Below are 26,042 nucleotides of genomic sequence, written 5' to 3' on the forward strand. Positions count from 1 at the left end.
CGATCATGAGCGCTCCAACCCCGATTGCCGGCAAGCCTGCGATTCCACGGACCGTGTGGGCCCTGGGCCTCGTGAGCCTCTTCATGGACCTGTCGTCCGAGCTGATCCATGCGCTGTTGCCGATCTATCTGGTGTCGACGATGGGCATGAGCGTCGCCGCGCTCGGCGTGCTCGAAGGGGCGGCCGAAGCGACGGCGATGATCGTCAAGGTGTTCTCCGGCGCGATCAGCGACTGGCTCGGGCGCCGCAAGGGGCTGCTGCTGATCGGCTATGGCCTCGCGGCGCTGACCAAGCCGTTGTTTCCGCTGGCGTCCACGCCGGCCGTGGTCGTGACGGCCCGTCTGCTCGACCGCGTCGGCAAGGGAATTCGCGGCGCGCCGCGCGACGCGCTGGTGGCCGACGTCGCGCCGCCCGAAATCCGCGGCGCCTGCTTCGGCCTGCGTCAGTCGATGGATACCGTGGGCGCGTTTCTCGGGCCGATGCTCGCGATCGTGCTGATGCTCTGGTTCGAGGACCGCATCCGGACCGTGCTGTGGTTCGCCGTGGTGCCGGCGTTCGTCGCGATCGCATTGATCGTCTTCGGCGTACGTGAGCCGGAGCAGTCGAAACCGGACCGGCGCTTTCGCTCGCCGTTGCGCTGGAACGCGCTGCGCGAGTTTCCCCGCGGTTACTGGTTCGTCGTCGCGGCCGGCGCGACGTTTACGCTCGCGCGCTTCAGCGAGGCATTCCTGGTGCTGCGTGCGCAGCAGACGGGGCTCGATGCGGCGTGGATTCCGGGCGTGATGGTCGCGATGAGCGTCGCTTATTCGGCGTCCGCCTGGCCGGTCGGCATCCTGTCGGACCGGCTCGATCGCCGCGTGCTGCTCGCGGCCGGCATGGTGCTGCTGATCGCGGCCGACCTGCTGCTCGGCATCGGCACGTCGACGCTCTCGATGTTCGCCGGCGTGGCCGTGTGGGGGCTGCACATGGGCTTCACGCAGGGCATCCTCGCCGCGATGGTGTCGGAAACCTCGCCGGCCACGCTGCGCGGGACCGCGTTCGGCGTGTTCAACCTGGTGAGCGGCATCTGCATGCTGCTCGCGAGCAGCATCGCCGGCGCGCTGTGGGCGCGTTTCGGCGCGTCGGCCACGTTTCTCGCCGGCGCGGCGCTGGTCGTGGTGCCGCTGTGCCTGTGCCGGTTCATGCCGCGACCCGGTACGTCGCCGGCGTGATGCGTCACGCCGCGGGCTCGCCGACGCCCCGCTCAAGGCCGAACGGGCGCGCAGGTGCCCGAAGCCTGACGCCCGAGGCTCGAGGCCCGAAGCCTGAAGCCTGAAGTCTGAAGCCTGAAGCCCGAGGCCCGAGGCCCGAGGCCCGAGGCCCGAGGCCCGAGGCCCGAGGCCCGAGGCCCGAAGCCCGAAGCCCGAAGCCCGAAGCCCGAAGCCCAAAGCCCGAAGCCCGAAGCCCAAAGCTCCAGACCGGCGAAGGCCCACTCCGCCTAGTTCCGCGCGTCGCATTCCGCCCTTAGCTTTCAGATTTGAAAGATTGTCCGGCGTTTGCGATAGAATGCCTCCCCTGTTCGCCGTGGCCATGCCCACGGACGGGCTCCGGCATTCGAAAACGGCGCGCCGCGCTCGCGGAATTCCATCCCCGTTTCAATGCCGGCGATCGACCTGCCGTTGGAAACACCCATTCTGTAATTTGGATTGCTAATGAAGAAGAAGCACAACATCACCAAGTACATCGTCATCGCGATGGTGCTTGGCATTGCCGTGGGCTACGCCTGTCATAGCGCGTTTCCCGACCCGAAAATGGCCAGGGAAGTCGCCGGCTATGTGTCGCTGCTGTCCGACGTGTTCCTGCGCCTGATCAAGATGATCATCGCGCCGCTGGTGTTCGCGACGCTGACCGTCGGCATCGCGCAGATGGGCGACAGCGGGTCGGTCGGCCGCGTCGGCGTGAAGGCGTTCGGCTGGTTCTTCATCGCGTCGTTCACGTCGCTGCTGCTCGGCCTGATCACCGCGACGATCCTGAAGCCGGGCAGTCACCTGAGCCTGCCGCTGCCGGCCGCCGATGCGGCGCTCAACCTGAAGACGGGCGCATTCACGCTGAAGGATTTCGTCGTCCACCTGGTGCCGAAATCGATCGCCGAGGCGATGGCGAACAACGAGATCCTGCAGATCGTCGTGTTCTCGATCTTCTTCGGCACCGCGCTGTCCGCGCTCGGCGACGCCGGCAAGCGCCTGACCGGCGTGATCGACGATCTCGCGCAGGTCATGCTCAAGGTGACGGGCGCGGTGATGTGGTTCGCGCCGGTCGCGGTGTTCGCGGCGCTGGCGTCGACGATCACGACGGAGGGGCTCGGCATCCTGCTCACGTTCGCGAAGTTCATGGCGAGCTTCTACCTGGCGCTGGCGCTGCTGTGGGGCGTGCTGACGCTCGCCGGCGTGGCGTTCCTCGGCAAGCGCGCGTTCACGCTGATCCGCCTGATCCGCGAGCCGTTCCTGCTGTCGTTCGCGACGGCGAGCTCCGAGGCCGCGTATCCGAAGCTGCTCGACGCGCTCGACCGGTTCGGCGTGAATCGCAGGATCTCGAGCTTCGTGCTGCCGATCGGGTACTCGTTCAACCTCGACGGCTCGATGATGTACTGCACGTTCGCGGTGCTGTTCATCTCGCAGGTGTACGGGATCGACCTGCCGCTCGGCACGCAGATCACGATGCTGTTGATGCTGATGGTGACGTCGAAGGGGATGGCGGGCGTGCCGCGCGCATCGCTGGTCGTGATCGCGGCGACGCTCGGCCAGTTCCATCTGCCGGAAGCCGGACTGCTGCTGATCATGGGCGTCGACATGTTCCTCGACATGGGGCGCTCGGCGACCAACGCGGTCGGCAACTCGATCGCGGCTGCGGTGGTCGCGAAGTGGGAAGGCCAGCTCGGCGATTCGCGCGACGACACGGATCCGGACGGCGGCGGCGAGATCAGGCAGGCGGAAGTGCGGGAGACGGCAACGTCCGCGTGATTTCCCCGTTTCAAATGAAATGATCTGCACCGGCCTGGATTCGACCTGGATACAGGCCGGTGCAATGTCTGCCGGCAATACCCGCCGGCAGTTGTTCCTTTACCTGCCTCCGGCGATTTTCCCGATCCGCCGAAAAACCTTCCCATTCCCGATACGCCGCATTCCGACCCGTGGTGATATTCCCGTCGGTGAACGCCGGATTTCCTCGATATCAAGGTACGCGCGTAAGTGGTCATTCACTCTCGCGCAATCGCGCGCGCCGTCTGCGCCAGCGGTCCACAATTTTTTTCGATTTATATAACGCTATTCTCGCTGCAGCCGATTATCGAATGCGCGCGCGATGTAATACCGACTGCACCGGATGATTTAGGCGGCAGTATTTACGCACTGCCGATTTCAAACCATCCGGCCGTCCCCCTCATGTGAATGACTCCACCATTCAGGAGAGCATCAGCCATGGTCGCCGGAAAACCGATTCAGGCCGTGCTGCTCGCCGCCGCGATCGCCACGATTGCGCCGGCCGGATACGCGGCCAACACCACCGACTGGCTGGCGAACACCTACGGCACGCTCGCCGCGCACGTCGGCAACGTCGCGCGTTCGATGTGGGTCGCGCCCGAAGGCGTGATCTACACCGCGTCGATGTGGGACGAGGACGAGGGCGGCGTCGCGATCTACCAGAACGGCAAGAGCGTCGGCTCGATCGGCACGCACTCGGAATTCCAGGGCAGCGCGATCACGGGCAACGCGACGTCGCTGTTCGTCGCGCTGCAGCCCGGCAACGGGTACGGCAGCGGCGCGGTCGGGCGCTACAACCGCGCGACGCGGTTCCGCGACAAGCTGATTCAGGTCACGGCGGCGACCGACCAGCCGCGCATCGACGTCGTCACCGGGCTCGCCACGGCCGGCTCGCTGCTCTATGCGAGCGACTTCTATGGCAATCGCGTGCGGGTGTTTACGACCGACGGCGTGTGGCAGCGCGACATCGGCGTATCGGCGCCGGGCGCGCTCGCCGTCGACGGTGCGGGCAACATCTGGGTCGCGCAGAAGAGCGCGGGCGCGGTCGTCGAATTCAGCCCGGCCGGTGCGCTGCTGAACACGATCCGGCTGGCCGCCGGGTCGCAGCCGTCTGCGCTCTGTTTCGATGCGGCGACGGGGCAGCTGATGGTCGGCGACGAAGGCCCCGACATGAACATCAAGCGCTATACCGTCGCGGGCCGGCCCGCGCTGGCCGGCACGTTCGGCGTGCGCGGCGGCTATCTCGACACGACGACGGGCACCAAGGGGCAAGTCGGCGCGCAGCGCTTCACCCGCGTGGCCGGCATCGGCAAGGACACGGCCGGCAACCTGTACGTGCTCAACAACCCGTGGGGCGGCAGCTGGGATCTCGGCCGCAACGGCGCGACCGACATTCACGCGTACGGCAGCACCGGCAGCCTGCGGTGGACGCTGCAGTCGCTGAACTTCGAAGGCATCGCCGCGCCGGACCCGGTCACCGACGGCGCGCTGTTCTACAGCGGCACGCACGTCTACAGCGGCACCGCGGGCGGCACCTTCGTCGCGAACACCGTCGATCCGTTCACGTATCCGTCGGACCCGCGCATCAATATGGGCGACACGCAGCGCGACGAGCACTTCGGGCTGCTGACGTCGGTCGGCGCGAACCGGATCCTCGTCGCGGCGGGGCAGAATCCGCCGGTCTATTATTTCTTCCACTTCAACGCGGCCAGCGGCTACGTCGCGATTCCGGACGGATCGATCCCCGGGCCCGCGTTCAACACGACCCGGCGCGTGTCGGCCGGCTTCAGCCTCGACAGCAACGGCGGCGTATGGGCCGGCCTCGACAAGACCGGCGCCATTTATCACTATCCGCTGACCGGTTTCGATGCGAGCGGCAAGCCGTCGTGGGGGCCCGGCGTGCCGACGCCGGTGCCGGCCAGCATCCAGCCGCTCACGCGCATCGTCTATCTCGCCGACAGCGACACGATGGTGCTCGCGCAGGGCGTCGTCGGCAGTACCGACTGGACGTCGATCGGCACGCGCATCGAGGTGTATCACGGCTGGCGCGCGGGCAACACGACGAAGCCGAACCCGGTGATCACGCTGCCGCACAGCGGCGCGAAGTCGATCGATGCGGCCGGCAACCACCTGTTCGTCGGCTACTGGTTCAGCAGCAGCGGGCCGCTGTGGCCGAACATCGACGCATTCAATCTCGACACCGGCAATCTCGACACGACGCTCGTCAACGCGAGCCCGGCGACCGTGGATACCAGCAGCGCGATCGATGCGATGTACAGCGTGCGTGCATACCGTCGTGCGAACGGCGAGTACGTGGTGACGAAGAACAACGTGAAGGGAAACAGCATCACCGTTTACCGGTGGACGCCTTGAGAGCGAGCCCTCACGGCCACGAAGACACCGCGATGGCTGTCATCGAAATGCCTTCGCTGTAACGATGTGTAAGAAGCCGGCCCGCAACGGAGCCGGTCATCCGCTTGACATTGGGCGGCGATGTAATGCCGGCACGTCGGCGATCGTCGACGCAATGCACTCGATCGACTGGCAAGGGCCCTCGCCGCCGTGCGACACGGGCAGACAACGCCAGGATCATGCCGGACACGTCAGACGGTAATCGCCCCATCAGTACAGAGGATTCCTATGAAAAATAGCCAGGTCAAGCGCGCGCTCCGACTCGGAGCCGTCATGTCGGCCGTGTTGCTTGCGTCGCACGCGCATGCGGACGGTTTCGACGCCGCCGATGCCGCCCGCGTGCCGAGCGGTCAGTTCGTCACGCCGCTCGCCGTGCGCGGTGCAGTCCAGCAATTCCTGAATCCCGGACTGCCGGCCTATCCGCATTTCGTCGCGGGAGAAGCCGTGCGCTCGCAACTGAGCCCGGACGGCAAGACGCTGGCGATCATCACCGCCGGCCAGAACTCGCTGTACAAGCCGGACGGTTCGGTCGACACCGCGGCCTCGACGCAATTCATCTTCCTGTACGACGTCGCGGGCGCGAACAAGACGCGCCCGGTGCTCAGGCAGGTGCTTCAGCAGACCAACGCGTTCGTCGGCCTGGCGTTTTCGCATGACGGGAGCACGCTCTATGCGACCGGCGGCAGCGACGATGCGGTCTACGTCTACGCGCAGCAGGGCGGCGCGTGGGCGCTGTCGACGACGATCGCGCTCGGCCATGCCGGCAAGGGCGTCGGCATCCGCGTGCAGCCGAACGCGGCCGGGCTCGCGCTGTCGGCCGACGGCAAGACGCTCGTCGTCGCGAACAACTACAACGACTCGATCAGCGTGATCGATACCGCGACCCGCAACGTGCGTTACGAGCACGACCTGCGGCCGTTCTTCTCCGGCAACGAAGGCCGCAGCGGCGATGCCGGCGGCACGTTCCCGTTCGCGGTCGCGATGAAGGGCAACGGCATCGCGTACGTGTCGTCGGATCGCGATCGCGAGATCGTCGCGATCGACGTGTCGTCGCCGTCCCGCGGCCGCCTGCTCAAGCGCATCAAGCTGGACGGCAATGCGCTCGGCATGACGCTCGACGCGTCGCAATCGAGGCTGTTCGTCGCGCAGGACAACGCCGACCAGGTCGCGGTGATCGACACGAACACCAACGCGGTCGTGACCCGGATCGACGCGCGCGCGCCGGCCGGCGTGCTGGCGCACGGCCAGGCGCACACGGGCGCGGCGACGTACGCGGTCACGCTGTCGCGCGATGGCCGCACGCTGTATGCGACCAATGCCGGCGCGAACGAAATCGCCGTGATCCCGCTCGTCGGGGAGCGCGCGTATCGCGTCACCGGCCTGATTCCGACCGCGTTCGAGCCGCACGACGTGACGTTCAGCGCCGACGGCACGTGGATGTACGTGGTGAACGGCAAGAGCACCACCGGCCCGAACCCGGACCACCTGTTCGGCGCGACGCCCGCGCAGGCCGCCGCGTCGCGCGCGTCGAACGAATACCAGTTCCAGCTCGAGCGCGCGTCGCTCGTGAGCGCGCCGGTGCCGGCGGCCCACGAGTTGCCGACGCTGACGCAGCAGGCCGCGCGCAACAACTTCTATCGCCCGGAAGACAACGACAGGGACAACGAAGTGATGGGCTTCCTGCGCCGCCACATCAAGCACGTGATCTACGTCGTGAAGGAAAACCGCACGTTCGACCAGGTGCTCGGCGACATCGGCAACGGCGCCAACGGCGATCCGAAGCTCGCCCAGTTCGGCCGGAACATCACGCCGAACTTCCATCGCCTGGCGAGCCAGTTCGTGACGCTCGACAACTTCATGAACCCGGGCGACGGCAGCATGGACGGCTGGTCGTGGGCGCTGCAGGGGCGCGTCACCAACACCGAGACGATCACCCAGCAGATCAACTACGCGGCGGTCAATCGCGGCCTGTCGTACGAGAGCGAGGGCACGAACCGCAACGTGCCGGTGAACTGGGAGACGGTGCAGCAGCGCGATGCGGCGGCCGGCCCTGCCGGCACCACGAACTACAGCAACGCGGCCGCCACCCTGCCGGGCGGCGCGGCGAACCTGCTTCCGGGCACCGGCAACCATGCGTCGTCCGATGCGCCGTTCGGCCGCCAGCGCGGCTACATCTTCGACGCGGTGCTGGCCGGCGGCGGCACGGTACGCAACTACGGTTTCCTCGTGAACAACGTCGGCAGCATCGGCACGGCCGCGAACCCGATCGTCGATCCGCACGCGGCCGGCGTCGTCCAGGCCGCGGCGCTCGACCCGCGGCTCGCGTCGATGACGGACGTGTATTTCCGCGGGTTCGACCAGAACTATCCGGACCAGTGGCGCCTCGACGAGTGGAAACGCGAGTTCGACCAGTACGTCGTGGGCGGCAACCTGCCGACGCTGTCGCTGGTGCGCCTGTCGCACGATCACATGGGGGCGTTCGGCACGGCGCTCGCCGGCGTGAACACGCCGGAGACGCAGCAGGCGGACAACGACCTGGCGGTCGGCCGGCTGGTCGAAGCCGTCGCGAAGAGCCCGTATGCGAACGACACGCTGATCGTCGTGACCGAGGACGACGTGCAGGACGGCCCCGACCACGTGGATTCGCATCGCGGGCCCGCGTACATCGTCGGGCCGTACGTGAAGCAGGGCGCGGTGATCCGGACGCGCTACAGCCAGGTCAATGCGCTGCGCACCATCGAGGACGTGCTCGGCACGCAGCACATGAACCTGAATACCGCGTACCAGCGGCCGATGACCGACGTGTTCGACGTGCACGGCCCGGCGTCGTGGACCTACACGGCCGTCGCGTCGACGGCGCTGAAGGGCACCGGGCTGCGCCTGGCCGACGGGGCGGGCGAGAATCTCCTGCATTACGCGGCCGGGCCGGACGTCACGCCGAAGCATGACGCGGCGTACTGGGCGAAGGTGACGGCGAAGTTCGACTTCGACGATGCCGACGAGGTGCCGGCGGATCAGTTCAACCGCGTGTTGTGGAAGGGCATGATGGGATCGCAGCCGTATCCGAAGCTCAGGGGCGTGACGCAGAAGGTGGCGAGCCGCGACGACGACTGATCGTCCGGCTGGACGGTCTGCAAGCGGGCCCTCCCGGCGGGAGGGCCCGTGTTTTTTTGCGAGGTGTGCGGCGGGGGGCTGCGTCGGCGGCATTCGGTGCGCCTCGTGTGCGGCCGGCCGGGCCGCGCGGCGTCATGCGTGCCATATCAGGTTCGCGCTGCTGTCCGTTTCGGAAAGGAGCCGGAACCCGAGCCGCTCGTAGAGGCGCCGCGCCGGGTTGCCGTGCAGAACGCTGAGCGATACGGGCACGGGCTCGCGCGCGGCTTCGCTCAGCAGTTCGCGCAGCACGGCTTCGCCGATGCCTCGGCCCTGTCGCGACGGGAGGATCTGGATCTGGTGGACGTGCCATTCCCCGGCGGCGCGCGTCACCTTCAGCAAGCCGATCGAGTCGGCATCGGCGTTCGTGCCTTCGCAGACGATCAACGCATCGTCGAAATGCGTCGCGATGCGCTGGTGGTGCGCTGCGTCGTCGGTGGGTGCGCCGACGCGTTGCAGATGCTCGGTCATCGTGAGCCGGCGGAGCCTCAGCAGGAACGGCAGGTCGGCGGCAGACGCCGGGCGCAGGCGGATCGCAGGGGGCATGGTCGGAGCGCGTTCGAGAGCGGGTTCGATGGCATGCAGCGCATGATTCACGAGCGCGGCATGCCGGTCAAAGGCCGGGCAACTGGATTTGCCGCGCGGCCGGACGATGCTCGAGGACGTTCGTGACCTCGTATTCGGTCTTGGCTCCGTCGGCGGTCTGCCACTGCTGTACGCGCACGCTGCAGACGAGTACGTCGCCCTTGCTGAAGCTGATCTGGTTGTTGTCCACGCGCGTCAGGAAATTCGCATCGGTGATCGCGGCGTGGATCGTGGCGGCACCGTCGTAGAGACGCCATTTGTTGTCGTCCTTGAACGCGAGCGGCACGATCGAAAACGCCATCTTGCGATGCTCGTCGAGGATCGGTACATCGGCTTGCTCGGGTACGCGGAACCAGTCGACCTCGTTCCGGGTGACGGTCTCGAACACGTCCGTGTCGGTGCCGGCCGAGAAAATCGTCACGCCGTCGCGCGAAAGCGGCATGAGCGCACGGGTGGTCGCCTCCCGGACACTCACGTCCCGCAGCAGCGTGAGGACGGACAGTTCGATCTCGAGCGTTTCGCCATCGACGTGCAGCACGGCGGTGCGTTCGTTCATCCGAACGCGCTGGATCGGGCGGCCGCGCAACCACTTGAGTACCGCGAACAGGCCCTTTCCGACTTTCGGACCGGCAATGCCGAGCGCGGTCAGAATCGTGACGGCATTGGCGAGTGCCGCGCCTTCGCTACCGCTCAGCATGTCGCGCATTCTGCCGAGGAGCGAGGTCGCGAGCGTGAAGTCGATGCCGAAGCTGCCGGTCTTGAAGCTGCCCCGGACGTTCACCTGTGGCCGAACCTGATCTCCGCAGAGCGCCTTGGCCGAGGCCTCGAGCAAGTCGCCGACGGCGAGAAGGGCGGGGGCGAGTTCCCGCACGTCCATTTCGGACGATTCGAGTGCCGGCCCGTCATAGGTAATGCGAAAGTGGCTCATGTCGCCAAGTGTACCGGCCGCGGCGAAGCCGGCCGTGTTTCCGTTGCGGTTGATCATGCCGGATGGGTTGACTCGAAAGGCCATCGACGCGCGAAGCGCAATGCTTTCGTATACCTTTCGAATCATCCTGCGGTCAACCGGATACGTACGATTCCGGCCATCCGGCCGATGCGTCAAGCGCGCTCACGCGATCCGGTACACACGCATCGCGTTGTCATGCCAGATCGCGCGGCGCGCCGCATCGTCGAGGTCCGCCATCGCGCGGGCGAACGTGCGCAGCAGCGCCGGATACGACACCCGCAACCCCGCCACCGGAAAATTGCTTGCGAACAGGCAGCGCGGCCAGCCGAATATCGCGATCGTGTCGCGGATGAGCCGCGCGTTGTCCGCGTCGTTCCACGCCGCATCGCGCAAGCCGAGTTCGGATATCTTGACGGTCACGCGCGGCGAGGCGGCGAGCGCCTCCATGCCGCTGCGCCAGCGCGCGAGCCCCGCGCGCGAGCGGTCCCACGGCAGCCCGGCATGTTCGAGCACGACGTCGACGCCGGGCGCATCGGCCAGCAGCGCGGCCGCGTCGCCGAGATGCCAGAACGGCACGCGCAGGTCCCAGCTCAGGCCATGCGCGGCCAGGCGTTCCAGCGCAGCCGGCCAGCGTGGGTCGCGCAGCGTGCCGGGCCCGTCGACGGCCGCGTCCGGCGACGCAGCGGTGCGCGGCTTGAACCGCACGCCGCGCACACGCGGCCACGCGGCCTGTTCGGCGAGCCGCTCGTGCGCGTCGTCGGCCAGCAGGTCGACCCACGCGACGACGGCCGACGGCAACCCGTGCGCGGCCGCGACCTCGTGCAGCCAGCGCGTCTCCGCGAGCGCCTCGTCGCGCGCCCGTTCGGCCTCGACGTGCACGCTCGCGACGAGCGGCGCGCGTTGCGCGGCGTGCCGGTAGTCGTCCACGCCGAAATCGCGGCACAGCGCCGCGTAGTCGCCGAACATGAAGTGCGCCGGATCGTACCGGTCCTGCAGCCACGGGTAGTGCGCACCCGCACCGAGCCGCCAAAGGTGGTGATGCGCGTCGACGAGCGCCGCCGGCATCGCGTCGGGCGGCGGTGCGTCGTCGCGCCGCTCAGCGCGTGCCGGCGAGCACATACGACGCATCCGGTTCGCGCAGCGTCGGCAATGCACCGACGAACCGCCACGCATCGAGATCGAGTTCGCGCACGTAGTCGTCCTGGAACGACACGTACGCGACGCGCCGCGACGGATGGAACGACAGCGCGGTCGGGTTCGCGGGCAGCGCGACGCGTTCGATTTCCTCCAGCTGCCGCGCATCGAACACCGAGATCGACCGCTCGCCGGAATTGGTCAGCAGCAGCAGGTCGCGGCCGTCCGGCGCGGTGGTGCGGTAGATGCGGTTGGGATCGCTGCGGGTCTTCACGCGGCGGCCGCAGGTCATCGTGTCGGTGTCGATCTCGACGAGCGTGTCGTCGCCGCGATTCGCGACGAACAGCGTGCGCTCGTCGCTCGACAGCGCATTGCCTTCGGGACGCGGGCCGGGCATTACCGCACGCGGCGCGACGGTCGCGTCGCGCGGATGGAATTGCGTGACCGTGTTCGACAGCAGGTGCACGCCGTAGGCGCGGCTCGCATCGCGCGTGAGCGTCACGAGGTGCGTCTTCACGCCGCCGGACGGTACGGCCATGTTCGGCACGGCCTGCCGGGTCGGCGCGTCGAACACGAGCAGCATGTCGTGCGCCTCGCTCATCGCGTACAGCCGGCCGTCGCGATCGGCCGCCATCCCGTGCGGCCGGTAGTACGGCCACAGGTCGAGCATGCGCGTGTGCGTGCGCTCGACGAGGTCGATCTCGGCGATCCGGTGATCGCCTTCATGGCCGCGCGACCACGCGGTCTCGATCCCGAAGATGCCGACGTACGCGAAGCGGTCGTTCACGTCGACGGTGAACTCGTGCGGGAAGTTCGGCAGCACGATGTGCTTGAGCGCGGCTTTCGTCTCGAGGTCGTAGAAGCTGAAGGTGTGGGCGCATTTCTGCACCAGCAACAGGATGTCGTTCATGGTGTGTCTCCGTTGATTCGTTCGCGTGTCCGGTCAGTCTTCGCAGCGCCTGGGCAGCGTCAGCGCGAGCAGGCCGGCCACCGCGAGCGTGACGGCGAGGCTGTACACGCCGGCGGCCGCGCTCACGTGCTGGGTCAGCACGCCGACCGCATACGGGCCGCAGAAGCCGCCGAGGTTGCCGAGCGCGTTGATCAGGCCGCGCGCGCTGCCGGCCGTCTCGACGCTGCACAGCTTCGGCGGAATCGCCCAGAACACGCCGGCCGCCGCCTGCAGGAAGAAGCCGCAGCCGATCAGGAACGCGAACGACACGATCATCGACGCATGCGTGAGCACCGACAGCGCGAGGCACGCGGCAAAGCCGACGAGCGGCAGCAGCACGAACAGGCGCCGCTTGCCGGTCCGGTCCGACAAATACGACGTGGCGAACATCCCGATCACCATCGCGACATACGGCAGCATCGCGAGCAGGCCGACCTTGCCCATCCCGCCGTGCGTGAGGTTTTTCAGCAGCGTCGGCAACCACATCGTATAGCCGTAGATGCCGACCTGATAGCAGAAGTTGATCGCGATCAGCAGCCAGATCGTCGGGTTGCGCAGTATCGCGCCGAACGACGCGGCGGCCGGCGTGCCGGCGGCCTGCTTGCGCGCCTGTTCGTCGCGCAGCGCGTCGAGGATGTACGCCTTCTCGCGCGGCGACACCCAGCGCGCGGTTTCCGGGCTGTCGTCGGCGAACATCAGCCACGCGAACAGGCAAAGCAGCGACAGCGCACCGGCGCTGTAGAACAGGTGACGCCAGTCGTATGCAGCGAGGATGAAGCCGGACAGCGGCGCGGTGATCATGCCGGCGAGCGGCACGAACATGATGACCATCGCGTTCGCGCGGCCGCGTTCGCGGTCGGGAAACCAGTGGCTGACCATCGTCAGCACGACCGGCAGCATCCCGCCTTCCGCCACGCCGAGCAGGAAGCGCAGCGTCAAAAGTTGCCACGTATGGGTGACGAGCCCGGTCAGCACCGACAGCACGGCCCAGCTCACGAGCGACCACGCGATGAACTTCTTGCCGCTGCCGAGCGCGGCGCGCCGGCCGCCCGGAATCTGCAGGAACAGGTAGCCGAAGAAGAAGATGCCGCCGGCGAGGCCGGCCATCGTCGCGTTCATGCCGAGTTCGGCGTTCATCCCGCCTGGCATCGCGAACGCGATGTTCACGCGGTCCATGTACGAAACGATGCACGCGAGCAGCAGCGGCGGAATCACGCGCAGCCAGCGGCGGCGCGGGATGGCATCGCCGGCTTCATAGGCCGGGGTGGCGGGGTTCAGCAGAGTCATGGTGTCTCCGATCCATGTGATGAGCGGCGGCGGCCTTCTGTCGGGCCGCCGTCACGCCGATGCGCAACGCAACGCGCGTTGCGGGTACGAAACGATGGCTAGCGGCCCCAGCGCAGCACGAGCGGATCGAGCCGCCTTGCCGCGTCGAGCAGGCCTGCACGCACCTGCGGATGCAGTTCGGGCCAGGGCGCGCGCGGCCGGTCGCACGCGATCACGCCGCCTTCCTTCAGCAGCGCCTTCGCGGTCAGGAAGCCCGACTGGCGGTTCTCGTAGTTGATCAGCGGCAGCCAGCGCGCGTATTGCTCGCACGCTTCGTCGCGGCGTCCGGCGAAATACGCGTCGGTGATGCGGCGGATGCCGTCCGGATAACCGCCGCCCGTCATCGCGCCGGTCGCGCCGGCATCGAGGTCGGCGAGCAGCGTGATGCCTTCCTCGCCGTCCCACGGCCCTTCGATCGCATCGCCGCCGAGCGCGATCAGCTCGCGCAGCTTCGACGCCGCGCCGGGCGTCTCGATCTTGAAGTACGACACGGCGTCGATCTCGCGTGCGAGCGTCGCGAGCAGCGACGCCGGCAGCGCGACGCCGCTCGCGGGCGCGTCCTGGATCATCAGCGGAATGTCGAGGCCGTCGGCGACTTCGCGGAAGAACGCGCGGATCGATGCGTCGGGCACGCGGAACGTCGCGCCGTGGTACGGCGGCATCACCATCACCATCGCGGCACCGAGTGCCTGCGCCCGACGGTTGCGTTCCGCGCAGATCCGCGCGCTGAAGTGCGACGTCGTGACGATCACCGGCACGCGGCCGGCGACGTGCTCGAGCGTCGTGCGCGTGATGAGGTCGCGTTCGTCGTCGCCGAGCGCGAACTGCTCCGAGTAGTTCGCGTGGATGCAGATGCCTTGCGAGCCGGCATCGATCATGAAGTCGAGGCAACGGCGCTGGCCGTCGAGGTCGAGCGCGCCGTGCGCGTCGAAGATCGTCGGCGCGACCGGAAAGACGCCCTGGTAGCGTGCGTGCATGGCCGGCCTCACTCGACGATGTCGAACTGGTCGAGGAATTCGGTCTTCAGCGTGAGACCGAGGCCCGGGACGTCGTCGCGCAGCTGCAGGAAGCCGTTCTCGGCCACCGGCTCGCCGTCGAAGATGTAATAGAACAGCTCGTTGCCGACTTCCACGTCGAACATCGGGAAGTACTCGCTCATCGGCGACGCGAGCGTGCTCATCGTCAGGTGATAGTTGTGCATCTGGCCCGCATGCGGAATCACCGGCACGCTGTACGCCTCGCACAGCGCGTTGATCTTGTGCGCCATCGTGATCCCGCCGACGCGGTTCGTGTCGTACTGCACGACCGACACGGCCTTGCGGTCGAGCAGCTGCTTGAAGCCGTACAGCGAGAACTCGTGCTCGCCGCCCGAGATTGGAATGCTCGTCAGCCGGTTCAGCTCCGCGTAGCCGTCGATGTCGTCGGCGATCACCGGCTCCTCGAGCCAGCGCGGCTGGTACTTCTCGAGCTTCGGCAGGATGCGCTTCGCATACTCGAGGTTCCAGCCCATGTAGCACTCGAGCATCAGGTCGTTGTCGTAGCCGATCACCTCGCGGATCGCCGCGACCGACTTCAGGTTCTCCGCCACGCCCTGCTGGCCGTGCGCGGGCCCGTAGCCGAAGCGCATCTTGAACGCGCGGAAGCCTTCCTTCAGGTATTGCTGCGCTTCCTCCTGCATCGCCTTCAGGTCGGTGCGGTAGAGCTTCGAGTAGTAGCAGGGGATCTTCTCCTTGGTGCGGCCGCCGAGCAGCTTGAACACCGGCTTGCCGACGCTCTTGCCGAGGATGTCCCAGATCGCGATGTCGACCGCCGAGATCGCCGCCATGCCGATGCCCTTGCGGCCCCATGCGTGGGTCGCGCGGTACATCCGCTGGTTCAGGTACTCGTAGTCCCACGGGTCCTGGCCGATCACGAGCGGCGCGAGGTACTGGTCGATGATCGCCTTCGCGACGTGCGGCGCGAGCGCGACGTTGCCGAGGCCGACGATGCCGTCGTCGGTCTCGACTTCCACGACCGTCCACGCATGGAAGCGGAACGTGCTCATGGTTTCCTGCGGCGCGTACAGCAGGTCCATCGCGTTCGAGCAGAAGTTGCCCTGCGGCGGAACGGTCTTGCCTTTCCACTGGAATACGCGGGCGCGCACGGAGCGGATCTTCATGTTGGTGTCTCCTGGAATCGATGTTGTCGTGTGTGTGTCGTGTGCGGCTGGCGCGCGAGCGTCACGCCGAAACGGTGCGGGTGCGGCGCGTGGCGCCCATGCGGCAGGCGATCTGCAGCGCCTGCCAGGTCGCGCCGACGTCGGCCGTGCCGCGGCCCGCGATGTCGTACGCGGTGCCGTGCGCGGGCGTCGTGATCGGCACGGGCAACCCGCCCTGCACGGTCACGCCGCGCGAGAAGCCGAGCAGCTTGATCGCGATCTGCCCCTGGTCGTGGTACATCGTGACGATCGCCTGGTAGTCGCCGGCCTGCGCCTTCAGGAAGATCGTGTCGGCGGGGAACGGGCCGTGGAACGGCGCTTCGGTCGGCCAGTCGCGCGACTGCAGCTTGCGCACGGCCGGCTCGATGATGTCGACTTCCTCGCGGCCGCAGCTGCCGCCGTCGCCGCCGTGCGGGTTGAACGCGGCGATCGCGATCTTCGGCGCCGCGACGCCGTTCGCGAGCAGCGACCGGTAGATCAGTTCGGATGCCTGTTCGATTCGCGCGACGCTCAGCTGGGCCGCCGCATCCTTCAGCGGAATATGCGACGAGATGCGCGCGGTCCACAGCTCGCCGAGCGTGTTGAATTCGCAGAAGTAGCCGGTCACGCCGAGCGCGGCGGCGAAGTGGTGCAGCTCGTCGTCGTGCCGGAGCCCGCCGAGCTTCATCGCGTACTTGTTCAGCGGCGCGAAGCAGATCGCGTCGATGTCGCCGGCGAGCGCGGCGTCGAGGCACCGGTCGAGCACGGTCAGCGTCGAGCGGCCGCCGGCCGCGCCGGGCTGGCCGACGGTGACCTGCGCGCGATCGATCGTGTCGAGCGCGACGAACGCGGCGCGCGCGGTGGACGGCCGGCCGCGCACGGCGGCGAGCGACGCGACGGGCTCGATGTCGACCGTCACGCCGGCGACGCGCTGGCCGGCTTCCCACAGCCAGCGGTCGCCGATCAGCACGAGGTTCGCGCGGGACGTCGCGTCGGGCCGCGCGAGCAGCTTCGCGATCAGTTCGGCGCCGATGCCGGCGGGGTCGCCGAGGGTCAGCGCGACGACGGGCAGTGAAGCGGCGGGCAGTGCAGCGGCGGGCACGGCGGCGGCGGTCGTCATGCGGCGTCTCCGTGGCGGGCGGCGGGCGATTGCATGTTCATGCGGTGTCTCCGGTGGCGGCGTGTGGCCGTTGGTGTATGGGGTTCATGCTAGGTAGACGGAATGAGTCGGTAAATTGAAAACTCTTGATGAATCGATAACCTGGAGTAATCGAAATGGGCTCGATCGATCGACGAGACTCGACTCCCCAATTGCTGAACCGGCTGCGGATGCGGCAGATCGCGCTGCTGCTCGCGGTGGATGAATGCTCGACGCTGCGCGCGGCGGCCGGGCAGCTCGGCCTCACGCAGCCGGCCGCGACGAAGATGCTGGCCGAACTGGAAAGCGCGCTCGGCCAGCGCCTCTTCGATCGTGTCGGGCGCGGGCTCGTGCTGAACCCGGCCGGCGAGCGCGTGCTCGGCTATTTCCGCGGGATTCGCGGCAGCATGGAGGCGCTCAATCGCGAGCTCGGCGAACTGCAGCTCGGCAGCGCGGGGCGGCTCGCGATCGGCAGCATCATGGCGGCGTCGCCGGGGCGGCTCACCGAGGCGCTGGTGCAGCTGAAGGCGCGCTATCCGCTGCTGGCGATCGACATCGCGGTCGATACCAGCGACCGGCTGATGCCGCAGTTGCGCGAGGGCGTGCTCGAGGTGGTGATCGGCCGCAACGTCGGCACCGATTGCGACTTCCGCGTGGTGGACGACGAGGCGCTCGCGATCATCGCGGGCCGCGACCATCCGCTCGCGGGCGCGGGGCCGGTCGAATTCGACGCGCTGCTCGATTACACGTGGATCTTGCAGCCGGCCGGCAGCCCGGCGCGCGAGGTGGTCGAGCGCGAGTTCCGCGCGCGTCACCAGCCGATGCCGCGCGGGCTCGTCGAAACGGGGTCGATCCTGACGACGATGAATCTCGTCGACCGTTCGCGGATGCTCGGCGTGATTCCGTTGACCGTCGCGCAGCGCAACGCGGCGCACGGGCTGGTTGCGATCATCGATTACGAACTCGACCAGAAGCTGCCGTCGTATGGCAGCCTCGTGCGGCGTGATCGGCCGCTGAGCATTCCGGCGCAGCAGTTTCTGGCGCTGTTCCATCGGGAAGGCGGGCAGGGCGCGGGCGATTGATGGAAGGCGGGGCGGCTACGTTGCGGCATCACGCACCGGCGAGCTTCGCTCGCGGTGCGTGATGACGGCGATCAGGGCAGGTCGGGACAATCCGCGCCGAGCAGGACCAAGCCCGATACCGCGCGGCGAACCGCCGCCACACCGCGTCAGCGTGCCGACGGCGCGGCCGGCGCTTCGGCGAGCGACGGCGTCGATGCCGACAGAGCGCGATCCGGCCGGATCCGCAGCGCGGCGACGATGCCGATCAGCAGCATCGCGACCGACCCGACGAACGGCACCGTCCAGCTTCCGGTGTGGTCGACGAGATAGCCGAACAGGATCGGCGACAGGATCCCCGCGATCGCGGAACCCGCATTCATCATCCCGCTCGCGATGCCCGCGTGCGTCGGCGCGATATCGCTCGGCACGGCCCAGATCGGCCCGATCGTCAGTTCGAGGCACAGGAACGACCCGGACAGGCACAGCGCGATGCCGGCCGTCGAATGCACGAACGCGAGCGGCAGCATGCAGGCGAGCGCGCCGGTGAAACTCGCGACGATCACGCTCTGGCGCGACAGCGCGAGGTTGCCGGTCTTGCGGTAGATGCGGTCGCACAGCCAGCCGCCGAGCGTGTCGCCGACGACGCCCGCGAAGAACACGCCGGATGCGAACAGCGCGGTGGACTTCAGGTCGAGGCCCTTGCCGTTCAGGAAGAACGTCGGCAGCCACGTGAAGAACAGCCAGGCGGTCCAGCCGTAGCAGAAGTACACGAAGATCGTCGGCGCCATCCGGCGGAACAGCGGGCCCCACGGCGTCGGGCCCGGCGCCGGTGCCGGCCGGGCGGCGGCAGCGGTGCGCGTACGGTTGTCGCCGCCGTCGCCGAGCGGGTACTCGCGAAAGCCGGCGATCCACCAGACGAGCCACACCAGCGTGACGGCGCCGATCACGAAGAACGCCGCGCGCCACGACAGCCACGTCATCAGCGCGGCGACGATCGGCGGCGTGACCGCGTTGCCGAGCCGCGAGAACGAATGCGTGAAGCCCTGCACGACGCCGCGCCGTTCGCGCGTGAACCAGTGCGTGATCGCGCGGGCCTGCGCGGGCAGCGTCGCGCCTTCGCCGATCCCGAGCAGCAGGCGCGCGGCGAACAGCAGCGCGAGGCTGTGCACGAGCCCGGTCATGAAGGTCGACGCAACCCAGATCAGCCCGCAGCCGATCAGCGTGATGCGGGCGCCGAAGCGGTCGGCGATCCAGCCGCCGAAGATCTGGCAGATCGCGTACGAATACGCGAACGCGGAGAACGCGATGCCGAGTTCGGTGTTCGACAGCCCGAGTTCGGCCTTGATCGCGCCGGCCGCGGTCGCGAGGTTCACGCGGTCGACGTAGAGGATGAACGAAAGCGCGCACAGCAGCCACAGCGTATGGCGTCGTTGACGGTGATCGGTCGGCATGTGTCTCACTCCATTCTCGTGCGCGTCGTTGCAATGACGCCGCGTTCACTGGCCGGGCCAGCATCGCGCGCCGGAGGAGGCATCGTCTACTGAATCTTTTCGATCAATTGATAACCTGCGGTGTTCGGTTTTGCCGCGTTCGGGTGCCGGCTCGGGGCGCCATGCGGGTTTTCCACGAACGGTTGCGGCATGATGCGGGATGGCCGCGCACGGACACGACGCACGGCATGGGTCGAACGTGTTTCGACGCCGGTGCCGTCATGATGCAGTGACGCGGCGCAATCGCACAGTCGGGAATGGACGGACATGGAACAACGGCCTTCACGCCACCGGGACAACCGCTTCTGGCAACTCCAGCCGGTGAAATGGTGGATCCAGGGGCACGGCCGCGACGGCTATTCGTTCCGGCTGCTGCTGATGCCGCTGGTTGCCGCGTTCGTGCTCGAGTTCGTGTGCGTGATGCTCGACGCGCCGTTCAGCGCGCTCATCGTGATTGGTGTGATGACGCTGTTCCTCGGAATCGCCGGGTATTACGGCGCGAAGCGCGAATGGCTGGTGCCGTCCGGCCGCCGCACGCGCTCGTGAAGGCGCGTACCAAGCAGGCGGCCGAGCGATCTATCGGCTCGCCATTGCCGGCTTGGCGTTCATCGCGGGCGTTTGTAAAGAAGCCACGGCGCGCGGACCGAACGACGCGTGCCCGCCCGGCAGGCACGCGTCGTCACACTCAGATGTGGCCCAGCAGCACGAGTATCACGACGATGACGACGATCAGCCCGAGGGAGCCCGATGGCCAGTAGCCCCAGCTTCGGCTGTGCGGCCACGCTGGAAATGCCCCGATCAGCAGCAGAATCAGAACGATGATAAGGATTGTACCGAGCATCGCACCCCTCCTGAATTTGTTCGACATGACGGTGCCTGCTTGCGCAATTCCCGTGCCGCGGTCAGGGCCATCGGCGCAAGCCGGCGAAAGCGCACTGTTTGGATACCGGGAATTCATGGGATGAATAGCGTCCGATTCAGAAAATAAATTTCAAAAATGCAGACCCGGTCGCTATGCTGACCCTTCGGTTTCCCCTCAGGCGGGCAGGCAATGGCTGAACTCTTTCTGGTACGGCACGGGCAGGCGTCGTTCGGCACGGACGACTACGACCGGCTATCCGCGGCCGGCGAGCAGCAGGGCGTCTGGCTCGGCGAATACTTCGCGGGGCAGGGCCTGACGTTCGATCGCGTGATCTGCGGCACGATGAACCGGCATGCGCAGACGGTCGCCGCGATCCTGCGCGGAATGGGCCGCGACGGCGTGGCGGTCGACCGCCATCCCGGCCTGAACGAATACGACTTCCACGGGCTGTTCGCGGCGGCGGCGAACGACTATCCCGAGATCGCGCGGCTCGCAGCCGGCTCGATGAAGGAGCACTTTCGCGCGCTGCGGCAGGTGCTGCACCTGTGGGCCGACGACAGGCTCGGCGACACCGCCCCCGAAACCTGGGCGCATTTCCAGCAGCGCGTCGCCGACGCGCGCGCTGCGATCCGCGGCGGCGGCAGCCAGCGCGTGCTCGCGGTGAGCTCCGGCGGCCCGATCGCGGTGACCGTGCAGCAGGTGCTTGCCGCACCGCCGTCGAGCGCGATCGCGCTGAACCTGCAGATCCGCAACAGCAGTCTTTCGCAGTTTTTCTTCAACGCCGAAGCGTTCCACCTCGCGTCGTTCAACGGCATCCCGCATCTCGAGGATCCCGAACGGCATGCGTGGCGCACCTACGGCTGACCCCACGAACGATCGCGACGATGACGAATCCTTCCCAGCCCCTCGACGTAGCCCGCCTCACGCGCTATCTGGAAGCGCACGTGCCGGGTTTCGAAGGCCCGCTCGACATGGAGAAGTTTGCCGGCGGCCAGTCGAACCCGACCTTCCTGCTGCATGCGAAGAGCGGCCGTTACGTGCTGCGCCGCCAGCCGCCCGGCGAGCTGCTGAAATCCGCGCATGCGGTCGACCGCGAATTCCGCGTGCTGAGTGCGCTGTCGGGCACCGCGGTGCCGGTCGCGCATCCATATCACCTCTGCGAAGACCGCGACGTGTTCGGCAGCCTGTTCTACGTGATGAGCTTCGAGGACGGCCGGATCTTCTGGGATCCGGCGCTGCCGGAGCTGCCGAAGGCCGAGCGCGCGACCTGCTACGACGCGCTGCTGCGCACGATGGCCGCGCTGCACGACGTGGACGTCGACGCGGTGGGCCTCGCCGACTACGGCCGCCCCGGAAACTACTTCGAGCGCCAGATCGGCGTCTGGACGAAGCAGTATCGCGCGGCGGAAACCGAGCGCCTCGACGCGATGGAGACGCTGATCGACTGGCTGCCGAAGGCGTGCCCGGCGGACACCGGCCGGCCCGCGCTGGTGCACGGCGATTTCCGGATCGACAACCTGATGTTCGCGCGCGACGGCTATCGCGTGCAGGCCGTGCTCGACTGGGAACTGTCGACGCTCGGCAACCCGCTCGCCGATCTCGCGTATTTCTGCATGTGCCTGCGCCTGCCGTCGGGCGGCCAGGTGCGCGGGCTCGCTGGCCAGGATCGTGCGGAACTCGGCATTCCTGACGAAGCGGCGATCGTCGCGCGCTATTGCGAGCTGCGCGGCATCGAGCCGATCCGCGACTGGCATTTCTATCTCGCGTTCAGTTTCTTCCGGCTCGCGGCGATCGCGCAGGGCGTGAAGGCGCGCGCGCTGCAGGGCAACGCGTCGAGCGAGCAGGCGCTGCGCGTCGGCGCGATGGCCGGCCGGCTGGCCGAGATGGCCGTCGACTTGATCGACGCGCAGCGCTGACCGCGACGGAAGCGCCGCGCGGCGGCACGACAACACATCAATGGAGGAGCACAGCAACATGGCAACGAATCTGTTCGACCTGACGGGCAAGATCGCGCTGGTGACGGGCGCGAGCCGCGGCATCGGCGAGGAAATCGCGAAGCTGCTCGCGCAGCAGGGCGCGCACGTGATCGTGTCGAGCCGCAAGCTCGACGACTGCCAGGCGGTGGCGGACGAAATCGTCGCGGCGGGCGGCCGCGCGGAAGCGCTGGCGTGCCACGTCGGGCGGCTGGAGGACATCGCCGCGACGTTCGAGACGATCCGCGGCAAGCACGGCCGGCTCGACATCCTCGTGAACAACGCGGCCGCGAATCCGTATTTCGGGCACATCCTCGACACCGATCTCGCCGCGTACGAAAAGACGGTCGACGTGAACATCCGCGGCTACTTCTTCATGTCGGTCGAGGCCGGCAAGCTGATGAAGGCGCAGGGCGGCGGCGCGATCGTCAACACCGCGTCGGTGAATGCGCTGCAGCCGGGCGACCGGCAAGGCATCTACTCGATCACGAAGGCCGCGGTCGTCAACATGACGAAGGCGTTCGCGAAGGAGTGCGGGCCGTTCGGCATCCGCGTGAACGCGCTGCTGCCGGGCCTCACCAAGACGAAGTTCGCGGGCGCGCTGTTCGCCGACAAGGACATCTACGAAACCTGGATGACGAAGATCCCGCTGCGCCGCCACGCGGAGCCGCGCGAGATGGCCGGCACCGTGCTGTATCTCGTGTCCGATGCGGCGAGCTACACGAACGGCGAATGCATCGTCGTCGACGGCGGCCTGACGATCTGAGCGCGCGATGAAAATCGACAGCTATGCCGGGCAGGCCGTGATGATCACCGGCGCCGCGAGCGGCTTCGGTGCGCTGCTCGCGAGCGAACTGGCCGCGATGGGCGCGCGGCTCGCGCTCGGCGACCTGAACGAAGCGGCGCTCGAGCGCGTGGCCGCGGGGCTGCGCGCAGCCGGCGCCGACGTGATCGCGCAGCGCTGCGACGTGCGCGTCGAAGCCGACGTCGCGTTGCTGGTCCAGGCGGCGGTCGCGGGCTTCGAACGGCTCGACGTCGGCATCAACAATGCCGGCATCGCCCCGCCGATGAAGGCGCTGATCGATACCGACGAAGCCGATCTCGACCTGAGCTTCGCGGTGAACGCGAAGGGCGTGTTCTTCGCGATGAAGCACCAGATTCGCCAGATGCTCGCGCAGCGCGAAGGCGTGATCCTGAACGTCGCGTCGATGGCCGGGCTCGGCGGCGCGCCGAAGCTGGCCGCCTATGCGGCGTCGAAGCACGCGGTGGTCGGGCTCACGAAGACGGCCGCGCTCGAATACGCGCGCCACGGCATTCGCGTGAACGCGGTGTGCCCGTTCTACAGCGCGACGCCGATGGTCACCGACAGCGACCTCGGCGAGCGCCAGGACTTTCTCGCGCAGGGCTCGCCGATGAAGCGGCTCGGCCGGCCCGAGGAAATCGTCGCGACGATGCTCACGCTGTGCGCGAAGGAAAACAGCTATCTGACCGGGCAGGCCGTCGCCGTCGACGGCGGTGTCTCGGCCTTCTGAACCGAACGAACGGAAACCGGAATCTCGAGGAGTCGATCATGGACTTTGGCTACACCCCGAAAGTGGAAGAACTGCGCGAACGCGTGCGCGCGTTCATGGACGCGCACATCGTGCCGCGCATTCGTCAGTGGAACGAAGAAGTGCATGCGGGGCAGTATCCCGTGTCGTTCATGGAGGCGCTGAAGGAGCGCGCGAAGGCCGAAGGCCTGTGGAACCTGTTCCTGCCGCACCTGAAGGCCGACGAGCCGGGCACGGCCCTGACGAACCTCGAATACGCGCCGCTCGCCGAGATCATGGGGCGCGTGAGCTGGGCGTCGGAGGTGTTCAACTGCAACGCGCCGGACACCGGCAACATGGAATTGCTGCACATGTTCGCGACGCCCGAGCAGCGCGAACAGTGGCTGCTGCCGCTCTTGCGCGGCGAGATCCGTTCGGCGTTCGCGATGACGGAGCCCGACGTCGCATCGTCGGACGCGACCAACATCACGACACGCATCGAGCGCGTGGGCGACGAGTACGTGATCAACGGCCGCAAGTGGTTCATCACGAACGCCGCGCACCCGAACTGCAAGATCTTCATCGTGATGGGCAAGACCGATCCCGAAGCGGAATCGCACCAGCAGCAGAGCATGATCCTCGTGCCGCGCGACACGCCGGGCGTGACGATCGTGCGCAACATCACGGTGGTCAATCACTACGCGCCCGAAGGGCACTGCGAGATCACGTTCGACAACGTGCGCGTGCCGGCGCGCAACCTGCTCGGCGAGGAAGGCAGCGGCTTCGCGCTCGCGCAGGCGCGCCTCGGGCCGGGCCGCATCCACCACTGCATGCGTTCGATCGGCGCGGCCGAGCTCGCGCTGGAACTGATGATCGACCGCGCGCAGTCGCGCGAGGCGTTCGGCAAGCCGCTGAACCGGCACGGCACGATCGGCGAATGGATCGCGCGTTCGCGCATCGAGATCGACCAGGCGCGCCTCCTGGTGCTGAAGGCCGCGTGGATGATCGACAAGGTCGGCGCGAAGGCGGCGCGCAAGGAAATCTCGATGATCAAGGCGCTCGTGCCGACCGTCTACACGAACGTGTGCGACCGCGCGATGCAGGTGTTCGGCGCGGCGGGCCTGAGCCCCGACACGCCGCTCGCCGACCTGTGGACCTGGGGCCGCGCGCTGCGCTTCGCCGACGGTCCGGACGAGGTGCACCTGCAGGCGATCGCGCGCATGGAGATCAAGGACGCCGTGCGCGGCTCGACCGAACCGTACCTGACGCGGCCGCCGCGCGGCTGAGCGGCGCACCGCGCGAGCCAGCGACGTGGGCGAACGGGAGACGCACGCCGTATTAAGATGCCGGCAAGGAGATCCGGCGATGCGCCTTTCGAAGATTGATCTGAACCTGTTCGTCGTATTCGAGGCGATCTACAACAAGCGCAACCTGACGCGCGCGGCCGAGGTGCTGAACCTCACGCAGCCGGCCGTCAGCAACGCGCTGGCGCGGCTGCGCAAGACGCTGAACGATCCGCTGTTCGTCAGCACGCCGGCCGGGATGATGCCGACGCCGCTGGCCGAGAACATCGTCGGCCGCGTGCGCGAAGCGCTGCAGCTGCTCGATTCGAGCGCGCACGAAGGCGACGTGTTCGACGCCGCTTCGTCCGCGCGCGTGTTCCGGTTGAGCATGAGCGACCTGACCGAAGCGCTGCTGCTGCCGGCCCTCGGCGAACTGCTGCAGACGCATGCGCCCGGCATGCACGTGCGCAGCTACACGATGGACCGCCGCGAAGTGGCGACCGCGCTCGCGAACGGCTCCGTCGACATCGCGATCGACGCGCCGCTGATCGGCGACCCGCACCTGCACCAGGCGCTGCTCGTGCGCGACCGCTACGCGTGCATGATCCGCGACGACCACCCGTTCAAGGGCGACACGCTGACCCTGGACGACTACCTGTCGATGGGGCACATCCACGTGTCGAGCCGCCGCAAGGGCAGCGGGCACGTCGATGCCGAACTGACGCGGCTCGGGCTGCGCCGCAACATCCAGATGCGCGTGCAGCACTACATGGTCGCGCCGCTGATCGCGATGCGCGGCGACCTCGCGCTGACGGCGCCGCTGCGGCTGCTGCAGCGCTACCCCGCGCGGATTCTCGAACTGCCGTTCGAGATGCCGGGGCTCGAATATTTCTGCTACTGGCATCGCAGCGCCGATCAGGATCAGGGCAGCCAGTGGCTGCGAGAGCAGCTGATGACGCTGATGGGCGGGATCGGCGAGTCGCCGTGATGTGACGGCGCGTGCGCGCC

General features: G+C 67.8%; 22 protein-coding genes and 1 pseudogene. 12 read left to right on the top strand and 11 right to left on the bottom strand.

Features of this window, described 5'->3' with window-relative positions; translation table 11 throughout:
• Positions 1-5: 5 nt before the first annotated feature.
• The 4 genes from DIE17_RS19695 to DIE17_RS19710 all read left to right on the top strand — a co-directional run bounded on the left by DIE17_RS19695 (position 6) and on the right by DIE17_RS19710 (position 8,543).
• A complete protein-coding gene (locus DIE17_RS19695; protein ID WP_044847510.1) occupies positions 6-1,211 on the top strand; it encodes an MFS transporter in 1,206 nt (401 codons plus the stop codon).
• Positions 1,212-1,691: 480 nt separating this feature from the next.
• Positions 1,692-2,999, top strand: coding sequence for a dicarboxylate/amino acid:cation symporter (locus tag DIE17_RS19700; RefSeq protein ID WP_124487130.1), 1,308 nt, complete (start codon positions 1,692-1,694; stop codon positions 2,997-2,999).
• A 456-nt stretch (positions 3,000-3,455) separates the two neighbouring features.
• Positions 3,456-5,390 (top strand): SMP-30/gluconolactonase/LRE family protein, encoded by a 1,935-nt coding sequence (locus tag DIE17_RS19705; protein ID WP_124487129.1) that lies wholly within the window; start codon positions 3,456-3,458, stop codon positions 5,388-5,390.
• A 267-nt stretch (positions 5,391-5,657) separates the two neighbouring features.
• Entirely contained in the window at positions 5,658-8,543 is a 2,886-nt protein-coding gene (locus DIE17_RS19710; protein ID WP_124487128.1) for a bifunctional YncE family protein/alkaline phosphatase family protein, read from the top strand.
• 132 nt (positions 8,544-8,675) lie between these two features.
• Here DIE17_RS19710 and DIE17_RS19715 read toward each other — a convergent pair whose 3' ends face one another.
• The 8 genes from DIE17_RS19715 to DIE17_RS19750 all read right to left on the bottom strand — a co-directional run bounded on the left by DIE17_RS19715 (position 8,676) and on the right by DIE17_RS19750 (position 16,818).
• Positions 8,676-9,125 (bottom strand): GNAT family N-acetyltransferase, encoded by a 450-nt coding sequence (locus DIE17_RS19715; RefSeq protein WP_124487151.1) that lies wholly within the window; start codon positions 9,123-9,125, stop codon positions 8,676-8,678.
• 67 nt (positions 9,126-9,192) lie between these two features.
• On the bottom strand, positions 9,193-10,149 hold the full coding sequence (locus DIE17_RS19720) for a hypothetical protein (protein ID WP_124921224.1): 957 nt from the start codon (positions 10,147-10,149) through the stop codon (positions 9,193-9,195).
• A gap of 126 nt (positions 10,150-10,275) precedes the next feature.
• Positions 10,276-11,232, bottom strand: coding sequence for an amidohydrolase family protein (locus tag DIE17_RS19725; RefSeq protein ID WP_124921225.1), 957 nt, complete (start codon positions 11,230-11,232; stop codon positions 10,276-10,278).
• Entirely contained in the window at positions 11,210-12,157 is a 948-nt protein-coding gene (locus DIE17_RS19730; RefSeq protein WP_044847506.1) for a YncE family protein, read from the bottom strand. Before DIE17_RS19730 ends, DIE17_RS19725 begins: the two co-directional genes overlap by 23 nt.
• A gap of 33 nt (positions 12,158-12,190) precedes the next feature.
• A complete protein-coding gene (locus DIE17_RS19735) occupies positions 12,191-13,483 on the bottom strand; it encodes an MFS transporter (protein ID WP_124487125.1) in 1,293 nt (430 codons plus the stop codon).
• Between the two features lie 98 nt (positions 13,484-13,581).
• Positions 13,582-14,499, bottom strand: coding sequence for a dihydrodipicolinate synthase family protein (locus DIE17_RS19740; RefSeq protein ID WP_124487124.1), 918 nt, complete (start codon positions 14,497-14,499; stop codon positions 13,582-13,584).
• An 8-nt stretch (positions 14,500-14,507) separates the two neighbouring features.
• Entirely contained in the window at positions 14,508-15,680 is a 1,173-nt protein-coding gene (locus DIE17_RS19745; RefSeq protein ID WP_124921226.1) for an L-rhamnonate dehydratase, read from the bottom strand.
• A 61-nt stretch (positions 15,681-15,741) separates the two neighbouring features.
• A complete protein-coding gene (locus DIE17_RS19750) occupies positions 15,742-16,818 on the bottom strand; it encodes a 4-hydroxythreonine-4-phosphate dehydrogenase PdxA (RefSeq protein WP_124921227.1) in 1,077 nt (358 codons plus the stop codon).
• Between the two features lie 155 nt (positions 16,819-16,973).
• Between DIE17_RS19750 and DIE17_RS19755 the strand changes: the two genes are divergently transcribed.
• Positions 16,974-17,918 (top strand): LysR family transcriptional regulator, encoded by a 945-nt coding sequence (locus tag DIE17_RS19755; protein WP_124487121.1) that lies wholly within the window; start codon positions 16,974-16,976, stop codon positions 17,916-17,918.
• A 146-nt stretch (positions 17,919-18,064) separates the two neighbouring features.
• Here the strand turns inward: DIE17_RS19755 and DIE17_RS19760 are convergent, their stop codons facing one another.
• On the bottom strand, positions 18,065-19,348 hold the full coding sequence (locus DIE17_RS19760; RefSeq protein WP_124520976.1) for an MFS transporter: 1,284 nt from the start codon (positions 19,346-19,348) through the stop codon (positions 18,065-18,067).
• 86 nt (positions 19,349-19,434) lie between these two features.
• The gene (locus DIE17_RS19765) at positions 19,435-19,656 is read right to left on the bottom strand and encodes a hypothetical protein (RefSeq protein WP_124520974.1); all 222 of its coding nucleotides are present in this window, start codon (positions 19,654-19,656) and stop codon (positions 19,435-19,437) included.
• Between DIE17_RS19765 and DIE17_RS19770 the strand changes: the two are divergent.
• A pseudogene (locus tag DIE17_RS19770) lies at positions 19,655-19,962 on the top strand (hypothetical protein); the annotation flags it as partial. The gene DIE17_RS19765 and the pseudogene DIE17_RS19770 sit on opposite strands and share 2 nt — an antisense overlap.
• Positions 19,963-20,072: 110 nt before the next feature.
• Here DIE17_RS19770 and DIE17_RS19775 read toward each other — a convergent pair.
• Positions 20,073-20,228, bottom strand: a complete 156-nt coding sequence (locus tag DIE17_RS19775) for a DUF3309 family protein (protein ID WP_124487150.1) — start codon at positions 20,226-20,228, stop codon at positions 20,073-20,075.
• Between the two features lie 210 nt (positions 20,229-20,438).
• Here DIE17_RS19775 and DIE17_RS19780 point away from each other — a divergent pair, with 210 nt between their 5' ends.
• From DIE17_RS19780 to DIE17_RS19805, 6 genes are all read left to right on the top strand, one after another.
• Positions 20,439-21,113, top strand: a complete 675-nt coding sequence (locus DIE17_RS19780) for a histidine phosphatase family protein (RefSeq protein WP_124523746.1) — start codon at positions 20,439-20,441, stop codon at positions 21,111-21,113.
• A gap of 20 nt (positions 21,114-21,133) precedes the next feature.
• Positions 21,134-22,165: a phosphotransferase gene (locus DIE17_RS19785; protein ID WP_124523748.1), complete on the top strand. Its 1,032-nt coding sequence runs from the start codon at positions 21,134-21,136 to the stop codon at positions 22,163-22,165.
• A gap of 58 nt (positions 22,166-22,223) precedes the next feature.
• Complete coding sequence (locus tag DIE17_RS19790) at positions 22,224-22,988, top strand: SDR family oxidoreductase (RefSeq protein ID WP_044848813.1); 765 nt, start codon at positions 22,224-22,226, stop codon at positions 22,986-22,988.
• 7 nt (positions 22,989-22,995) lie between these two features.
• Positions 22,996-23,754: an SDR family NAD(P)-dependent oxidoreductase gene (locus DIE17_RS19795; protein WP_124487117.1), complete on the top strand. Its 759-nt coding sequence runs from the start codon at positions 22,996-22,998 to the stop codon at positions 23,752-23,754.
• 38 nt (positions 23,755-23,792) lie between these two features.
• On the top strand, positions 23,793-25,037 hold the full coding sequence (locus DIE17_RS19800; protein ID WP_044848815.1) for an acyl-CoA dehydrogenase family protein: 1,245 nt from the start codon (positions 23,793-23,795) through the stop codon (positions 25,035-25,037).
• Between the two features lie 79 nt (positions 25,038-25,116).
• Positions 25,117-26,022: a LysR family transcriptional regulator gene (locus DIE17_RS19805; protein WP_124921228.1), complete on the top strand. Its 906-nt coding sequence runs from the start codon at positions 25,117-25,119 to the stop codon at positions 26,020-26,022.
• The last annotated feature ends 20 nt before the right edge of the window (positions 26,023-26,042 follow it).

Source organism: Burkholderia sp. Bp9099, assembly GCF_003857805.1.
Lineage (GTDB): Bacteria > Pseudomonadota > Gammaproteobacteria > Burkholderiales > Burkholderiaceae > Burkholderia.

Bases quoted from the DNA above. Each gene is read 5' to 3' on its own strand.
- DIE17_RS19760 (WP_124520976.1), bottom strand. From the start codon at position 19,348: ATGCCGACCGATCACCGTCAACGACGCCATACGCTGTGGCTGCTGTGC.
- DIE17_RS19700 (WP_124487130.1), top strand. From the start codon at position 1,692: ATGAAGAAGAAGCACAACATCACCAAGTACATCGTCATCGCGATGGTG.
- DIE17_RS19735 (WP_124487125.1), bottom strand. From the start codon at position 13,483: ATGACTCTGCTGAACCCCGCCACCCCGGCCTATGAAGCCGGCGATGCC.
- DIE17_RS19705 (WP_124487129.1), top strand. From the start codon at position 3,456: ATGGTCGCCGGAAAACCGATTCAGGCCGTGCTGCTCGCCGCCGCGATC.
- DIE17_RS19725 (WP_124921225.1), bottom strand. From the start codon at position 11,232: ATGTGCTCGCCGGCACGCGCTGAGCGGCGCGACGACGCACCGCCGCCC.
- DIE17_RS19695 (WP_044847510.1), top strand. From the start codon at position 6: ATGAGCGCTCCAACCCCGATTGCCGGCAAGCCTGCGATTCCACGGACC.
- DIE17_RS19800 (WP_044848815.1), top strand. From the start codon at position 23,793: ATGGACTTTGGCTACACCCCGAAAGTGGAAGAACTGCGCGAACGCGTG.
- DIE17_RS19765 (WP_124520974.1), bottom strand. From the start codon at position 19,656: ATGTCCGTCCATTCCCGACTGTGCGATTGCGCCGCGTCACTGCATCAT.
- DIE17_RS19795 (WP_124487117.1), top strand. From the start codon at position 22,996: ATGAAAATCGACAGCTATGCCGGGCAGGCCGTGATGATCACCGGCGCC.
- DIE17_RS19730 (WP_044847506.1), bottom strand. From the start codon at position 12,157: ATGAACGACATCCTGTTGCTGGTGCAGAAATGCGCCCACACCTTCAGC.
- DIE17_RS19775 (WP_124487150.1), bottom strand. From the start codon at position 20,228: ATGCTCGGTACAATCCTTATCATCGTTCTGATTCTGCTGCTGATCGGG.
- DIE17_RS19750 (WP_124921227.1), bottom strand. From the start codon at position 16,818: ATGACGACCGCCGCCGCCGTGCCCGCCGCTGCACTGCCCGCCGCTTCA.
- DIE17_RS19755 (WP_124487121.1), top strand. From the start codon at position 16,974: ATGGGCTCGATCGATCGACGAGACTCGACTCCCCAATTGCTGAACCGG.
- DIE17_RS19720 (WP_124921224.1), bottom strand. From the start codon at position 10,149: ATGATCAACCGCAACGGAAACACGGCCGGCTTCGCCGCGGCCGGTACA.
- DIE17_RS19710 (WP_124487128.1), top strand. From the start codon at position 5,658: ATGAAAAATAGCCAGGTCAAGCGCGCGCTCCGACTCGGAGCCGTCATG.
- DIE17_RS19785 (WP_124523748.1), top strand. From the start codon at position 21,134: ATGACGAATCCTTCCCAGCCCCTCGACGTAGCCCGCCTCACGCGCTAT.
- DIE17_RS19715 (WP_124487151.1), bottom strand. From the start codon at position 9,125: ATGCCCCCTGCGATCCGCCTGCGCCCGGCGTCTGCCGCCGACCTGCCG.
- DIE17_RS19805 (WP_124921228.1), top strand. From the start codon at position 25,117: ATGCGCCTTTCGAAGATTGATCTGAACCTGTTCGTCGTATTCGAGGCG.
- DIE17_RS19740 (WP_124487124.1), bottom strand. From the start codon at position 14,499: ATGCACGCACGCTACCAGGGCGTCTTTCCGGTCGCGCCGACGATCTTC.
- DIE17_RS19780 (WP_124523746.1), top strand. From the start codon at position 20,439: ATGGCTGAACTCTTTCTGGTACGGCACGGGCAGGCGTCGTTCGGCACG.
- DIE17_RS19745 (WP_124921226.1), bottom strand. From the start codon at position 15,680: ATGAAGATCCGCTCCGTGCGCGCCCGCGTATTCCAGTGGAAAGGCAAG.
- DIE17_RS19790 (WP_044848813.1), top strand. From the start codon at position 22,224: ATGGCAACGAATCTGTTCGACCTGACGGGCAAGATCGCGCTGGTGACG.